Here is a 16,578-nt window from a genome sequence, read left to right as displayed (position 1 = left end):
TGTATACGTGCTTAATTAGGTAACTAATAATACAGGAATAACAAAAGGGCTCATCGTTTGATGAGCCCTTCTCGTCACTGAAAATCGAATTATAGAGATTGTAATAGCTGGTAGTAACGACCTTTTTGAGCGAGTAGCGTTGGATGGTCGCCTTGTTCGATGATCTCACCTTGTTCCATCAAACAGATGCTATCCATACTTTCTAGCTCTATCAGTCGGTGTGTAATGAATACTACTGTCTTATTAGCAAAGTGTTCATTGAAAAGCGCCATCACTTTTTGTTCCGTACGCTTATCGAGGCCTTCAGTCGGTTCATCTAAGAGTAGGATTGGGGCATCACGTAGCAATGCTCGAGCAATACCGATTCGACGTTTCTCACCACCAGATAACTGACGGCCGCCGTCGCCTAACCAAGCGTCTAACCCCGGCTCTTCAAGAAGTCCGCCAAGCTCGACTTTTTGTAAAATAGTAGACAGTTGCTCATCACTTGCATCCGGAGCGGCCATGAGTAAGTTGTCACGTAGTGTCCCGTTTAGTACATCTACGCGTTGACTGACCACAGTCATTGCTGCTCGCAGGTCCGACTCGCTCCAATCTTGCAGTTTTGTACCACCGATTCGAACTTCACCTTGGTTAACATCCCAGTAGCGGCAAAGAAGCTGAATCAGTGTTGATTTACCTGAACCTGTTTGACCTACAATTGCAGTTTTAGTGCCCAACGGTAGTGAGAGTGACAAGTCTTTCAGCACCTTTTGCTGACCGTCAGGGTAAGTGAAATCAATGCTGTCGAATTCAATGTCTAACGTTGTGTCTTTATGTTTCGACTGCTCAGGGAAGACAACGTCAGGTTCAGCTAAAATTACTTCATTTAAACGACGAGCAGAAGTCAACGTTTGACCGAGATACTGGAATGCGCCCGCGATAGGCATCAGAATCTCAAAGCTCGCCATGGTTGCAAACGCAAACAGCGCAATCCAAGGATCAGGAGCACGACCACCTACGCCGTCTGCAGCAAACCAAAGCATCACAACCAGTGTAATGCCGTTCACCAGCATAAGCAGGCCTGAAGCCATGCCCGTTAAATTCGCGTTCACAAACTGGTTAGACAGCAACTGCTTCTGCTTCTCTAGAATGAGATTACGATAACGTTCTTCTGCCCCAAAGATACTCAGTTCGCTGTAGCCTTGAAGCCAGTCCAGTGTCGCCACTCGCAATTGCGCTTTATGATGAGTGAGATTCTCGCCATTGTTTTTACCCAGTTTATAGAACAGCACCGGCCATACAAACAACATGACGGTAAGAATCGAACCAAGCAGTAAGGCGAGATGCCAATCAAAGAACGCCAGGACAGCCGTTAAACTCAATATGCCAAAAATACCAATCACGACAGGGCTGATAAGTCGAAGGTAAACGTGATCCATCGCATCTACGTCCGCTACTAGGCGGTTGAGCAGATCGGCATCACGCATCGTAGAAACACGACCCGGAATCAGTGGTGCAAGTTTCTTAAAGAAGAAGATACGTAGATCGGTAAGCAGCTTGAACGTTGCATTGTGGCTAACGACACGTTCTCCCCATCGACCTGCGGTTCGAGCCATTGCAGCGCCGCGTACCCCGGCACCTGGTAACATGTAGTTGAAGGTCTCACGAGCAACCGTCAAGCCTGCCACCGCTGCGGCTGAAATAAACCAACCTGATAGCGTTAATAAGCCAATAGACGCCGCTAAGGTCAGAAATGCCAGTAGCATACCTAGCGAAAGACCAAACCAGTGTTTCTTATAGAGTTTTAGATAAGGGAGTAAATCACGCATCTAAGTTCCCCTTGTCTGTTTCACGTTGTGCGAGGTTCGCTTCCAACATGTCTTTAAATAAGCCATCTTCTGTCGACAGTGTGGCGTAATCACCACGTTGAACAATCTGGCCGTCCTGCATAACAAGAATTTGCGATACGTTTTGTAAAGGCGCAAGTTGGTGAGTAATCATCAAATTCGTTGTGGCATGCGCATACTTGTTAATGCCTTCCATCACGAGTTTTTCACTGCGAGCATCTAAGCTTGCGGTTGGTTCATCTAATAACCAAAAACGACCATTTTGTAGCATGGCGCGAGCCAGTGCTAAACGCTGCGCTTGGCCGACAGATAAACCACCAGAACGATCAGATATCGGATAATCCAACCCATGCATTTCAACAAATTCAGCAGCGTGAGAGTCATTCAACACAGAATGTACGTCTGCATCCTGAATATTGTGCTTACCTAGTGTGATGTTATCTCGAATGCTACCGTGTAATAGCATCGGGTTTTGACCAATCCAGCTTACTGCCTCTCGCCATGTGGCTAGATCCAGTTGCGACAATTCACAACCATTAATCTTCAAGCTACCTTGATAAGGCATGAAACCGAGGATGGTGTTTACCAAGCTTGTTTTACCTGCGCCACTTGGTCCAACTAAAGCCGTACTTTTGTTGGCTTCAAGAGAGAAGGATAGGGGACCTGCGAGCTGCTTACCTTCCGGACTAAAAATGGTTAACTGGTTCGCTTCAATATGGATAGGGCTGTTTTTATCTAACGCTTGGGTACCATCTTTGATTTGATCGACTTCCAAATCCAGAAACTCGACAATGCTTTCTGCTGCGCCAACCGCTTGCTGTTTCGCATGATAGAACGTGCCCAAATCACGTAATGGCTGATAAAACTCTGGCGCAAGAATCAGAATGAACAAACCAGCAAAGAGCGTAACACCTGCGCCGTAGTAGCCGAAATCGAGCTCCCCGATATAACTAAAGCCAAAGTAGACAGCGGTAATTGCGATAGAAATAGAAGTGAAAAACTCTAACACCGCAGAAGACAGAAACGCGATTTTCAGAACGTCCATGGTACGAGTACGAAAGACTTCCGAAGCACCCTTAAGAGTTTCAGTTTCAGATTTTGTTCTATCGAATAAGCGAATAGTCGTCATTGCTTGCAAGCGGTCATAAAAGTGACCCGACAAACGCTGCATTGCTTTAAAGTTTTTACGGTTTGCTTCTGCGGCTTTCATCCCAACCAGTGCCATGAAAATAGGCACTAGTGGTGCAGTGACCAGGAAGATCAAGCCTGCTGCCCAGTTTACTGGGAATACGACAACCAAAATGATGAAAGGCACTAGTACCGATAATGACATTTGAGGCAAGTAGCGTGAGAAGAAATCTTGCATATCTTCTACCTGCTCTAAGATGAGCGTTGCCCAACTGCCAGCAGGTTTGCTTTTGATGTAAGCTGGCCCAAGTTTATGAACTTTATCTAAAATGAGTTGGCGAATATAAACTCGAATTTGCTCCCCGCAACGGTAACCGGCAAGCTCTCGACCCCAGGTACAAGCAGCTCGACCGATAACCGTGCCACCGAGCCCAACAAAATGCCAAATGAGGTCGGCTTTGTCGACTTGGTCAATAATTAACTGGTGCAGAATGGAGGCGAGCAGGGCTGCTTGAGCCAATAAAAACACGCTTGAAAGTACGCCTAGGCCTATCGCAATCATAAGCCAGCGCTTGGCTAACTTACTTTGTTGCTTCAGCCACTTATTCAAGCTGCTTTGCTTTTTCTTATCCATCGTGAAGGCTTAATGATAATTGTTTTAATGAGGCGGTAGTATACAAAAGAAAACCCAGCGGGAATACCGCTGGGCTTTAAGGATATGACACAAATGTGAAAAGTTATTTGTCACCAAGTGAGTCTAAGAAACGTTCAGCATCTAATGCAGCCATACAACCTGTACCTGCAGAGGTGATCGCTTGACGGTAGTTGTGGTCCATTACGTCGCCAGCTGCAAATACACCTTCGATACTAGTTTGTGTTGCGTTGCCTTCAAGACCTGATTGAACGATGATGTAGCCATCTTTCATGTCTACTTGGCCTTCAAAGATTTGTGTGTTTGGCTGGTGGCCAATTGCGATGAATGCACCCATTACATCGATATCTTCTGTCGCACCGCTGTTCACGTCTTTAATGCGGACGCCCGTTACGCCCATATCGTCACCCAGTACTTCATCGAGAGTGCGATCGGTATGAAGAACGATATTACCGCTTTCAACTTTATCCATCAGACGTTTCACAAGGATCTTCTCTGCGCGGAATGAATCGCGGCGGTGGATCAGGTGAACTTCTGACGCAATGTTAGATAGGTATAGCGCTTCTTCAACAGCCGTGTTACCACCGCCCACAACTGCAACTTTCTGATTACGGTAGAAGAAACCGTCACAGGTTGCACAAGCAGAAACGCCGCGACCTTTAAATGCTTCTTCAGACTCAAGGCCAAGGTATTTTGCTGATGCGCCGGTAGATATGATTAAGGCATCACAAGTGTACTCACCTGAGTCGCCTTTTAAACGAAATGGGCGTTGTGATAGATCTACTTCATTGATGTGATCAAATACGATTTCAGTTTCAAAACGCTCGGCGTGTTCTTTCATGCGATCCATCAATGCTGGTCCTGTCAGTCCCTCAGCATCGCCTGGCCAGTTTTCAACTTCAGTTGTGGTGGTTAGCTGACCACCTTGTTGCATTCCCGTCACAAGCACAGGGTTTAAGTTTGCACGCGCTGCGTAGACGGCAGCTGTGTATCCTGCAGGACCAGAACCAAGAATTAATAATTTACAGTGTTTTACGTCGCTCATTATGGCTCCAAAAAGGGCGTAACATTTCCCTCGATTGTATGGAAATTCTTAGTGCTTTAAAAGCATAAACAACGATTGTGATCGAATAATTGGTTATAGATTAGAACCCACTAAATATTGATAGAGAACGTTGACTTCTAGCATAAAATTCTATTCGTAGTAGAGAAGTCTAGTTTCAAATATTGTCAAAGCGTAAAACTGAAACATGGTTCTGTTTTTGTGGTTTGATTTGGTTTGTTATGTCGTTTTCGTCGTTTTGTTGAAGCTATCAACGTTAAAAGCTGGTAATTGCAGAATATTTGCGTAACCTAGTGTGTAAATTAAATGTTAATTAATGTGCCTCATTAAAGGAGCAAATGATGTTACATTCACGTGAGAATACTCTACATTTAACACAGCTCAGCATGGCAGCAATTGAGCAGCTTTCCCCATCGTTTGAAGAACTGCCTCGTACCGAACATGCAGATGGTCAGTATCGACTACGACGTTATTCTGTGGTTGGTTTTGATAACGGCAAAGTCATCGACTTAAATAAAAATAGCTTTGTTCAATCCTCTGATATCAACCGATTTCAAGGTGATGTTGTAAGACAATTCGAGCCAATTGAGAAGGATATTCTTACCAGCGATGGCTTTCGAGAAATGTGTGAATTGTTTGTCAATGCGAATCATCTGCCAAACGGTCAAGAAATAGAAATTCACCAAATCCGTATCAGGGCACTGGAAGAAGAAACCCAAGTAGCACCTGAAGGTGTGCACCAAGACGGTTTTGATCACATTGCAATGGTTGGTGTGGGACGCCATAACATCATCGGTGGCGACATCATGCTGTACAGCAGCCATAACCAAGCCCCATTTTTCCGTAAAGTGCTAGAAACCGGAGAGGTCGCAATCTTGGCTGATAGCAAGCTGTGGCATAACGCGTGCCCAATCCGCTCTGTTATTGATGACGAAGCGGGCCATATGGATGTATTTGTACTCACGGCTACGGATAAGCGTAATGAACTTCAATCTTAATCAGATCAGAGAGCAATTTCCGGCGTTGGCTCAATACCACAACGACAAGCCCGTGACGTTTTTTGATGGTCCAGGTGGCTCACAAGTGCCTCAATCAGTACTAGACAGCATGGTAGGGTATTTAGGTTGTTTCAACGCTAACTTAGGCGGGCATTATTTTTCTAGCCAAGTGACCGTTGACGTAATGCAAAATGCGCGTGAGTCGGCTCAGGCGCTACTTAATGCCCCTTCATCTGGCAATATTGTCTTCGGTGCCAATATGACCTCACTAACCTTTCAGCTTAGTCGCGCGATTAGTCGAGATTGGCAAGCAGGAGATGAGATCATTGTTTCCGCTTTGGATCACTATTCAAATGTATCCAGCTGGCAGCAAGCGGCAGAAGATAAAGGCGTTACGGTTCATCAAGTTCGTATCAACGAAGAAGATTGTACGCTGGATATGGAGCATTTAAGCCGCCTTCTTTCTGATAAAACGCGCCTTGTCGCTGTGACTCATGCATCGAACACGACGGGCTCTATTGTGGATGTACAGCAAGTAGTCAGCATGGCGCACAATGTCGGGGCACAAGTTTATGTGGATGCCGTCCATTATGCGCCTCATCATTTGGTTGATGTTCAAGCGTTAGGTTGTGACTTTTTAGCTTGCTCAGCTTACAAGTTTTTCGGACCGCACGTTGGTATTGCTTACATAGCCGATCAGTGGCTCCACAGTATTCGCCCTTACAAAGTCGAGCCTGCCACTAATATAGGTCCAGGTCGATTTGAAACAGGAACGCAAAGTTTTGAAGGTCTTGCTGGTGTCGTTTCTGCGGTTGAGTATCTGGCTCAATTTGGTGAAGTCGGTTTACCTCTTCGCCAACGGTTGGAGCAAAGTTACCAACTGTATGAACAACATGAGCAGCGCTTGAGTGAGCGTTTCTTACAGCGTTTGAATGCATTAGATGGTGTCAATCTATTCGGTATCGCAAAGGAAGATAGCCAACTCCGCACGCCAACTTTTGCGCTAACGTTTGGCCGATATTCTCCAGAGTTCATCGCGAAAACACTGGGTGAACATAACATTTGTGTATGGAATGGTCACTTTTATGCGTTGGGCTTAGTTCGTCAACTTGGTTTAGAAGAATCGGGTGGTGTAGTGCGAATTGGTTGTATGCATTACAACACAATAGAAGAAGTCGATATGTTATTCGATGTGCTAGAAAGCATCCTTGACGCATAACTAACGATTTCTTCCTAATAGAAAAACAAAAGCTCGAGTCAAACTCGAGCTTTTTTCGTTTTTATTTGAATCAACGCGTTCTGCAAGCGATTACGCACTAACTTCAACTTCATAGGAAGTGAATTTTCTTACATTAATAACGCCAGTATCAAAGATGAGGTATTGACCTTTAATGCCTTGCAAAGTGCCAGTAACAACCGGGTTTTTATCGAAGTTATGCGAAGTGATCTTCGTTGGGTGCTGTTGTACCGGGTAGCTAAGGTCGGTAATGCTTTCGTTTAATACTTCAATGGCATCTTCGCCGAATTGCTGTTTTATCTCGGCAATTTTCTCTTCGACTAAAGGCAATAGCTCAGCAAAACGGTCCTGCAATGCCATAGGTTCACCGTCACCTTTAAGCAGTGTGCGCCAATTGGTCTTGTCTGCGATATGTTTCGCCAGTTCAACTTCAATTAAACCGGAGATATGGCGAGTTTTTACTTTAAAAATTGGCAAGCCCTGAGTCGCGCCTTGGTCAATCCAACGAGTCGGGATTTGAGTATGACGAGTAATACCAACTTTTAAGCTGGATGTGTTGGACAGGTAGACAAAGTGATCCACCATGCAATTCTCTTCACCCCATTGTGGTTCGCGACAAGTCCCTTGATCGTAGTGGCAGGTCTCTGGCTTCATGATACACATGTCGCAGCTTGCTAGCTTTTTCATGCATACAAAACAGTGGCCTTGCGAATAACTCTTTTTCGTTTTCTTTCCACATGAGCAACAAAAAATATTGCCAGTGTGAGTCAGTGTGAGCGTTTTACCCAGAAACGGAGTTAAGTCGATTTCTTCCTCACCGACAGGAAGACGGTAGTTGACGGCACCGTCCAGAGAAGCACGCATTTTGTTTAGCGTGCCAGTTGCAATTAATGACATGACATTACTCATTATTGTGTTTTTGCACAGTATATACTGAAGTGGAGAAGAGATGCAGGGTTGACAGGAGCTTTAAAGTAAATGTCTTGCACTAAATTATTATGCATCGTGTTTTATTTTCTAAAAATTATGGCTGTGAAATGCTTCGCAAATAGAAGTTGAGCTGCACTTTTTAGAAATTTTAAAACGTGATAACGGTTCAAAATCCGTTACTATGTGTCGAAACTAAGAATTGAATGAGAAAGTGATTTTATTTCTTGATAAATCACCTTGATTTCATTTTTTGAAATTATTGAACCTCACGTATTGCATATAATCTCAGCAGGTCACTTGCCCATGAAGTGGATCCATAACTTTATCTTTGCTCTTTCTATTTGCACTATCAGTTTGGTTGCCCTTTATAGTGTGCTTGGCGATACGCGAAAGCTGACCATTACACCTGAGCATTTCAATATCTATGCAACTAAAGATGCCAGTGAAGGAGGTGTGAGTGAGGCTGATATCACATACGATCGGCAAAGCCTAGTTCTTAGCTGTGAACTAAAGCAGAGCTCGTATGCTTGGCCTTACTGCGGAATCTCGGTTTATACCGATTCAGCAACGCCAACACAGGGTATTGACCTTTCCAACTACCATACGATTCGATTGAAGGTGCGATATGAAGAGGCAGGAATAGGGGCTAACCCTAGCCACGACCTACGTTTGTATCTTCGCAATTATAATTCTGAGTATTCCAAGCCGGACGACGAGTACACCATTAAATATAATGGCATGCAGTTTTCTCCGTCGGGTTCGAGCGATATTGTCGAAATTCCGATTAAAAATCTTCAGGTGATGACCTGGTGGTTAGCGGATAACGGAGTCGCGATTGAGCACTCTGCACCTGAATTTTCAAACATCACACGTATTGATATTGCAACTGGGTCTGGTGCGGCACTTGGTAAACATAGAATTGTGATTGATAAAATTGAGTTTGAAGGCGCTTACCTTGCGCAAGAAACATTGTTGTATGCATTATTACTCTCTTGGATGGCGCTTGGACTGGCTTTTTCACTGCATGAGTTACGAAAAAATAGAGTGGCTTATGAAAAAGCGCAAAAGCGTCACCGTCATTTGGAAAAGGTGAATGATACTTTGCGAGCTCAAAACTATGAGTTTGCAGAGTTAGCGCATCGAGATGCTTTGACGGGCGCGATGAACCGATATGCTGTGCAACACTGGCTGGAACAACAATCTCGTCAGGTTCGCTGGGGGCATAACACCTTCAGTATTCTCTATTTGGACTTGGATAAGTTTAAAAAGGTGAACGACAAATTTGGGCACCAAATGGGGGATGACATATTGCGCGAATTTGTCATGGTGGTAGCGACTTCTATTTACTCAGACGATCGACTCGTTCGTTGGGGCGGCGAAGAGTTTGTCGTATTTTGCCCTGATACCAATATTGAACAAGCGTTAGAGAAGGCAGAAATGATTCGCAAAAATGTGGAGGATCATTTGTGGGTGCACGGTGAATCATTAACTTGCAGTATTGGCATTGCCCAAATGCAGAATGAACGCGTCTCAGAAACAATGGCGAGAGCTGACGAAGTGTTGTATCAGGCGAAGCGCAATGGTCGCAACCGAGTGGAAGCTCATTATGGTTTACTTGCTTGCGAAAAGAAGCAAGCCTGATAGCCGTTCACTAAAAGGAAAGAAAAAAGGTGGCCAACTGGCCACCAAGAGGGAAACTGCTGAACACCACTTAGGGGGGAAGTTTGGGTTATCGATACGATTACCGTGAGCAGCAGTGTAGTGCTAATCGAATTTGCTATTTTTACCAGAACAACCAAGCGAAAAGCGTTAGTGCAGCAATACAGGCAATGTTTAATACGAAACCAATTCGCATCATTTCTTTTTGCTTGATATGACCCGTACCGAACACAATCGCGTTTGGAGGTGTTGCAACAGGTAACATAAATGCACAAGATGCAGCGACGGCAATCAGTGCAGAGAGAATAACCGGAGACATGCCTAAGGCTTCTGCAATGGTCGCAAATACAGGGACAAGTAGCGCAGCACTGGCGGTGTTACTCGCAAACTCAGTCAAGAAGACAACAAAAGCAACCACTGCAAGAATCGTTAAGAGAATACCGGCTTGCTCAAGGAAGCCTGACAAGCTATGAGCCAAAAATACGCTTGTTCCGGTTGCTTTTAGGACGTTACTCAGACAGATACCACCACCAAATAGGATTAACACACCCCAGTCGGTTGTTTTCTCAATATCTTTCCACTCGACGGCGCGAGAAGCACCAAGTAGAAGGATGGCGCCAATGGCTACAAGAGTATCGAACTTCGCGAAGCCACCCAGCATAGCGTTAATAGGCTTACTGAATATCCACAAAGTTACGGTCAGTAAGAAAATCGCCAACGTAATCATTTTGCCGTTTGTCCATTCGACTGGTTGATGGTCAAGGTCAAACTTGTGGCTAAGGTCAGGCTTAGTCATCGTGTACAATACGAGGATAGCGATTGGCATTAATACTAGGGAAATAGGTACACCAAACTTCATCCATTCAGTGAAGCTTAGGCCAACTTCAGCGGCTGCAATTGCGTTTGGTGGGCTACCAACCAGTGTTGCAATACCACCAATTGAAGCACTGTAAGCGATACCGAGTAGAACAAACAAAAAGGTGTTGTGGTTTTTCTTGGCGTCTAGCTTTGTCATCACACCCAGCACCAGCGGTAACATCATCGCGGCGGTGGCGGTGTTTGAAATCCACATTGACAGGCCAGCACTCACACCAAATAGCATGAATACAGCGACAGACATTTTTCCTCTTGCCAGCAATAGTACTTTATCTGCAATCGCTTGATCTAACTTTTGTTTATGCAGAGCCGCAGCTAGTGCAAAACCACCCAAAAATAGAAAAATGATGGAGTTGGAAAAGTTATTCAGTGCGGCTTGAGTGTTGAACACACCCAAAAATACCGCAAGTAGTGGTATGAGCAGCGCGGTAATGCTGACGTGAATCGCTTCGGTTAGCCACAAAATAGCAACAAAAACTAAGATGCTCAGGCCGGTTACTACTTGTGGTTCAAAGGGTAAGGTATTAAACAAGATAATGAACAATAGGATATTCGCGTTCAAAATCATGCTGTTGCGAGTGAAGAACCAATTCTTCAATGTCACAGCGAGTGCGGTCATGGGTAGTGCTCCTTTTGCATTGCCTTTTGTCGGTTTTTTATGGCAAAGTAACTGACTTGTAGTTATTTATTGATGAAATGTTACTTTGAATGCGAAAAAGAGTTTTGCCTGAATCGTAGAGCAAATTAGAAAGTGTGATGTTGAGAATTGGAAATGGGTAGAAAACTACCCATTTGTTTTATAGAAATGTTACTAGGCTTGTGAGCCTATTCGACGGGGACTTGAAGAGGCTCGTTAGCTGCTTTATTTGGCTCTTTTACTGCGACGATAGGTTCTTGAGGGCCAAGAAACTTAGGCTGCGTATTGATAATGTACAGGTCTAAAAACGCTTTCACACGGGCTAGCAGTTCTCGAACACGCATCGATGTTTTTTGCTTGTTGGCCGTCGGCCCTGCTACCGCGAGACATTGCGCATCAATGCTGTAAGCATCAGCGATGAACAGTGCGCGTTCACAGTGAAAGCGCTGAGTCACAATCAGAAATCGCTCCGAAGCAAAAATTTTTTTCGCTCGTACAATCGAATCTAAGGTACGAAAGCCAGCATAATCAAGGTGAATCACTTCTTCAGGCACGCCTGCTTTAAGTAAGTCGCGTTTCATTGTCCACGGTTCGTTGTATGAACGGTGGGCGTTATCACCACTCAATAAAAACTGTTTTACTTTGCCTTGGTTGTAAAGCTCAATCGCCGCATTAATGCGATGAGTGTAGTAAGTGTTGAGGATCTTTCCGATGTATTTACTGGTACCAAGAACTACGGCAACCTCATGTTGAGGGATTTGCTCGTATTCAGTGAAAATGCTCTCTTTGGCTTGTAAAACCACCCACCGGTCGATGGCAATAACAGAAACAAGCAGACTAAGTGCAGAGATCGACAAAATCAAAGCAAATCGCTTCCAGGAAAATTTCAGCTTCCACTTTGATCTTATGCGAGAAAACAACAAAACGTCTTATATCCTTAACTAAAAATGTAGCTCTCATCATATCTGATAGAAACAAAAAGAGAGAAGCCCATTTATGCCAAAATCTGGTTAGGATGATAAAAAAATAAAAGCCCCTACATGGTAGGGGCTAATTATTAAACGAATTGTCTCAAGCTTAGAACGCAGTGCGTTTGTAGCGGCGGTAAACAGGTTGCCAGAACGACTGTTCAATCGCCACGTTCAATGCTTCATCAGTAATTTCTAATGCGACACCTTGTTCAATTGCCTTTTTACCAACGGCAAATGCGATTTTTTTCGACACTAAGTGGATCTCTTCCAGTGGTGGAAGTAGTGCACCACGACCATTGATTGCTAGAGGAGAACATGTTGCTAGCGCGCGACTTGATTCCATTAGCATCTCGTCAGTGACACGTTTTGCATTGACAGCAAGTACACCAAGGCCAATGCCTGGGAAGATGTAGCTGTTGTTACATTGTGCAATAGGGTAAGTGCGACCTTCATGAACCACTGGCTCAAATGGGCTACCTGTTGCAACCAGTGCTTCACCATTTGTCCAACGAATGATGTCGTTCGGTGTCGCTTCCACGCGGCTTGTTGGGTTCGACAGTGGGAAGACAATCGGACGCTTACAGTGTTTATGCATTTCTTTGATGACTTCTTGGCTAAATAGGCCAGGAGCACCAGAAACACCAATTAGTACCGTTGGCTTGGCGTTACGCATAACATCGAGTAGTGAGAAGCCATTTCCTTCATTTTCCCACTCTTTCGTATTGGTATGCTTTTGCACCAAGCGTTGTTGGAAATCAAGAAGGTTAGGCATGCCTTCTTGTAACAGACCCCAACGGTCAACCATGTAAACTTGTGAGCGAGCTTGCTCGTCAGAAATTCCTTCCGATACCATTTGTGCGATGATCGCTTCTGCGATACCACAACCAGCAGACCCTGCGCCTAGGAAGGTAATACGTTGTTTAGAAAGCTGAGTTCCTGCTGCTTTACAAGCTGCAAGTAGAGAGCCAACAGTAACAGCAGCAGTACCCTGAATATCATCATTGAAGCAACACACGCGGTCTTTGTAACGCTCAAGAAGAGGCATCGCATTTTTCTGAGCAAAGTCTTCGAACTGGATCAAAGCATCAGGCCAACGGCGCTGTACCGCTTGGATAAACTCTTCTACAAATGCATCGTATTCTGCACCCGTAATACGAGGATGACGCCAACCCATGTACATCGGATCAGCTAAGCGTTGCGGGTTATTGGTACCCACATCAAGCACGATTGGTAGCGTGTAAGCAGGGCTGATACCACCACACGCGGTATATAGTGACAGTTTACCGATAGGAATACCCATGCCGCCGATACCTTGGTCACCCAAGCCAAGGATACGTTCTCCATCTGTCACAACAATCACTTTAACGTTGTGGTTTGCTGCGTTGTTCAGCAAGTCGTCAATACGGTCACGGTTTGGGTATGAAATGAACAGACCACGACCACGACGGTAAATGTTAGAGAAGTTTTCACATGCTGCGCCAACAGTCGGTGTGTAGATGATAGGCATCATCTCAGAAATGTGATTTTGCACTAGGCGGTAATACAATGTTTCGTTGGTGTCTTGGATATTACGCAGATAAATGTGCTTATCCATATCGCTTTCGAAACTTTTGTATTGCTGGTAGGCACGTTCCACCTGCTCTTGGATAGTTTCGGTCGACTCTGGAAGCAGACCTTCTAAGTTGAATGAACTACGTTCTTCAGCAGAGAATGCACTGCCTTTGTTCAAAAGAGGGGTTGCTAAAAGAGCCGGACCCGCATATGGAATATATAGTGGGCGTTTATCGTTGTTCATTGGGTGCCTTATGTAGGGTTGAAGGATGCGCACCAAATTTTAACGGGTTCACTATTTAGTTGTAAACATGCGTTGATGCACATCAATGTAATGTCGCAAAAAAATTCAGATACCGACGAAAATATCGGCAATATTGGTTGTTTAGAGATACCTAAAGCAGGATTTTTTTACTTGGGTATAATGTTTTGCATCATCAAATCAAATCCAATTTCTATGTTTCAACTACCTATCGACAGCCTGCAAGCCGAGTTTGACCATCGTGTAAGCCTTAACCATCTTGTGGTGGAAGCCGAAACCGGGTCGGGTAAATCTACCCGCTTGCCCATGTGGGCGGCAAAACACGGACGCGTTCTGGTTATTGAACCACGTCGAATTGCTTGTACCTCGCTGGCTGAATTTCTTGCGGAGCAATCTGGAGAGCCAATAGGTCGCAAAGTCGGTTACGCGATCAAGCTTCATGCCTACTTTGATGAAAAAACCGAAGTTGTATTTGTGACTCCGGGGGTTGCACTGCGTTGGTTTTCGGAAAACAAGCTAGCAGACTTTGATGTCGTGATAGTGGACGAATTTCACGAGCGACGATGGGATATTGATCTATTAACCGCCATTTTGAAGCAAGAAAATCAACATCGATTGATCGTCACTTCCGCTACCTTAGAAGGCGAAAAGCTAGCGCGTTACCTGGATGCTAAGCGTCTGCGTTCGGAAGGACGTTGCTTTCCAGTCACGGTGACACATCGTTCCACAGACAGCCGCTATTTACCGAACAAAAAGGGATGTGAACAGGAAGTTGTCGGAGCGGTAAAAGAAGCACTGGAAGATGAAGATGGCGATATTCTTGTTTTTCTCCCAGGACGTAAAGAGATCGCCCAATGCGCGCAGATGCTACAAAGCAGCAGTGATGTCATGGTGGTTAAACTTCATGCCTCGGTCAGTGATGAAGAACGACATCGTGCGCTGACGGTACAAAAGCAACGGAAAGTCGTATTGGCAACCAACGTCGCGGAAACCTCTCTGACCATTCCTAATATCCGTGTGGTAATCGATAGTGGTTTAGAGCGCAGAACTGTACAACGAAATGGACGTACAGCACTGACATTAACCAACATTTCTAAGGCCAGTGCCGCGCAGCGAATGGGGCGAGCAGGTCGCGTTACCGAAGGGGCTTGTATTCGTCTATATGGTGAGCACGCGCCTTTAGAATTAGTGACGCCTCCAGAATTACACAGAGAAGAGCTCGTCGAGCCCATGCTGGCAGCGGCTTGTTGTGGGTACCGTCTCTCAACACTCGATTTTCTCGACTCAATTCCCCCAAAGTCGCTAGAGGCATCTCATTCGACGTTGTTATCCATGGAAGCGATTGATGAGGATGGCAATGTCACGCAGCACGGGAGAAAAGTATATCCACTACCTATTGATGCACTGTTTGCCGATCTCGTTACCAGAATTCAAGCGAAGCCAGAGAAGGAAGCAATGATTGATTTGGCTGCCGCCTTATCTGTGCCTGCGCAGCTCTATCAGCGACAAAGTGGTGAAGTTGCTGAGCTTCTATCTCAAGAGGAGCCATACGGATGTGATGCCTCTTTGCTGATCCGTTTGGTTCGAGGGGAGCGACTTCCGGGCATTGTCATTGATGCCAGCGCACTCGAAGAGGCACAAGGTTTAGCGAAACAAATGCGAGAAGTATTTGAATTACCGGAACTTGACGTTGCCTCTCGATATAAACGTGAAGCGCTCTTTTTCTCCATCGCCTCATTGCACCCTGAGCTTGTGTTTGTCCGACGAGCTCGTCGAAGGGATGCTCTAGGAAATGGCGTAGTCGAGATGCTGGTTGGGCGTAACAGCCGCTTTCCTGATAAAGAAGAAGCGGCCATCGTGCTAGATAGCCATAGCGTGCCAGGACGAGGCGTTAAGCAAACACTGAACCTCGCATCGGTTATGATGCCTATCCCGCTGACATTATTACGCGAACTTGAGCTAGGGGAGTGGCAACAAGGTGAGACGAATTATGAAGAGGAGACCCCAAGAGCAACGATGCATTTGGTCTACGCCGGACGAACAATCTGTACTGAACATCAAGCGTTAAAAGGTGATGTTGCTGTTCAGTCTATTGTCGAAATGATAGAAGACGAGACACTGTTACCAGGATTTGCTTCTCAAAGAAAACAACAAATCCAACACTGGAAACTCTACAACGCATTGGGCCTTAATGTCGAAGGAGAAGAGGTTAACGACTTGGCCTCCTTGACATTTTCTAGCTGGTTAAAGGATCAGTTGGAAACATTAGGCGTTGAAAATGTCGATGATATGGCGTTGTTTGAACCGGAAGACTTAACATTTAACGGTGTTCCAGAATGGGAATACGACGATTTCACGGAGCAGTACCCTTTAGAACTTTCGCTGCCAGAACTCCAACTGGATGTTGAGTATTACGCGTCTCGCAAGCTGGTACAGGTCGTTTATCGAGAGGGAAACCGTAAGGGGGACCCGAAGCGTTGGGAGCTGCCACGTTGGGCTGGTTGGAAGATACAGTATAAAAAGGCCAGTCGAGTGATTGATGTAAAGTAGGTCGGCGGATGACGTTGTGACAAGAATTGATATTTTCTTGGTGAATCTATAATGATTTCATATTGATAGCGTTACTTGCGTGTTGTTTTTAGTTTCTTAATTGAAATATTAATCAATTGAATGCTTATATATGGCGAAGCTGTACATCAGTTGTTACAAAGCTGGTTTTAATATTTCCTTTTGTATGTAAATTAAGGCATAAAAGACGAATGTTTTATATCCCATTGCTATATCA

11 protein-coding genes are annotated in these 16,578 nt (G+C 45.0%); 4 read left to right on the top strand and 7 right to left on the bottom strand.

Translation table 11 applies throughout. The features are described 5' to 3' along the window. Positions 1–89 precede the first annotated feature (89 nt). The 3 genes from cydC to trxB all read right to left on the bottom strand — a co-directional run bounded on the left by cydC (position 90) and on the right by trxB (position 4,654). The gene (gene cydC / locus R8N47_RS05880) at positions 90–1,811 is read right to left on the bottom strand and encodes a heme ABC transporter ATP-binding protein/permease CydC (RefSeq protein ID WP_005388879.1); all 1,722 of its coding nucleotides are present in this window, start codon (positions 1,809–1,811) and stop codon (positions 90–92) included. Continuing rightward, the gene (gene cydD, locus R8N47_RS05875) at positions 1,804–3,591 is read right to left on the bottom strand and encodes a heme ABC transporter permease/ATP-binding protein CydD (protein WP_064353826.1); all 1,788 of its coding nucleotides are present in this window, start codon (positions 3,589–3,591) and stop codon (positions 1,804–1,806) included. Before cydD ends, cydC begins: the two co-directional genes overlap by 8 nt. A gap of 103 nt (positions 3,592–3,694) precedes the next feature. Then, positions 3,695–4,654 carry a thioredoxin-disulfide reductase gene (gene trxB / locus R8N47_RS05870; protein ID WP_054577922.1) on the bottom strand — a complete coding sequence of 320 codons (960 nt, stop codon included), beginning with the start codon at positions 4,652–4,654 and terminating at the stop codon, positions 3,695–3,697. 359 nt (positions 4,655–5,013) lie between these two features. On the opposite strand from trxB, the gene R8N47_RS05865 reads away from it, so the two are divergent. Then, positions 5,014–5,670, top strand: coding sequence for a 2OG-Fe dioxygenase family protein (locus R8N47_RS05865; RefSeq protein WP_005377989.1), 657 nt, complete (start codon positions 5,014–5,016; stop codon positions 5,668–5,670). After that, entirely contained in the window at positions 5,654–6,889 is a 1,236-nt protein-coding gene (locus R8N47_RS05860) for a cysteine desulfurase-like protein (protein WP_064353827.1), read from the top strand. Before R8N47_RS05865 ends, R8N47_RS05860 begins: the two co-directional genes overlap by 17 nt. Before the next feature lie 90 nt (positions 6,890–6,979). Here the strand turns inward: R8N47_RS05860 and R8N47_RS05855 are convergent, their stop codons facing one another. Next, the gene (locus tag R8N47_RS05855; RefSeq protein WP_053303179.1) at positions 6,980–7,804 is read right to left on the bottom strand and encodes a DUF2797 domain-containing protein; all 825 of its coding nucleotides are present in this window, start codon (positions 7,802–7,804) and stop codon (positions 6,980–6,982) included. A gap of 336 nt (positions 7,805–8,140) precedes the next feature. Here R8N47_RS05855 and R8N47_RS05850 point away from each other — a divergent pair, with 336 nt between their 5' ends. Then, the gene (locus R8N47_RS05850) at positions 8,141–9,478 is read left to right on the top strand and encodes a GGDEF domain-containing protein (RefSeq protein WP_064353842.1); all 1,338 of its coding nucleotides are present in this window, start codon (positions 8,141–8,143) and stop codon (positions 9,476–9,478) included. Between the two features lie 142 nt (positions 9,479–9,620). Here the strand turns inward: R8N47_RS05850 and R8N47_RS05845 are convergent, their stop codons facing one another. The 3 genes from R8N47_RS05845 to R8N47_RS05835 form a co-directional block, all read right to left on the bottom strand. Then, positions 9,621–10,991, bottom strand: a complete 1,371-nt coding sequence (locus R8N47_RS05845) for an SLC13 family permease (protein ID WP_017634863.1) — start codon at positions 10,989–10,991, stop codon at positions 9,621–9,623. Between the two features lie 206 nt (positions 10,992–11,197). Next, a complete protein-coding gene (locus R8N47_RS05840; RefSeq protein ID WP_005388862.1) occupies positions 11,198–11,932 on the bottom strand; it encodes a vancomycin high temperature exclusion protein in 735 nt (244 codons plus the stop codon). A 154-nt stretch (positions 11,933–12,086) separates the two neighbouring features. Continuing rightward, positions 12,087–13,775, bottom strand: coding sequence for an NAD-dependent malic enzyme (locus R8N47_RS05835; protein WP_064353828.1), 1,689 nt, complete (start codon positions 13,773–13,775; stop codon positions 12,087–12,089). Between the two features lie 213 nt (positions 13,776–13,988). Here R8N47_RS05835 and R8N47_RS05830 point away from each other — a divergent pair, with 213 nt between their 5' ends. Next, positions 13,989–16,343 (top strand): helicase-related protein, encoded by a 2,355-nt coding sequence (locus R8N47_RS05830; RefSeq protein WP_064353843.1) that lies wholly within the window; start codon positions 13,989–13,991, stop codon positions 16,341–16,343. Positions 16,344–16,578: the final 235 nt, after the last annotated feature.

This window comes from Vibrio sp. 2132-1, from assembly GCF_033344315.1.
The sequence above is the reverse complement of the archived record's forward strand: the minus strand, read 5'-3'. Positions and strand labels throughout refer to the sequence as shown.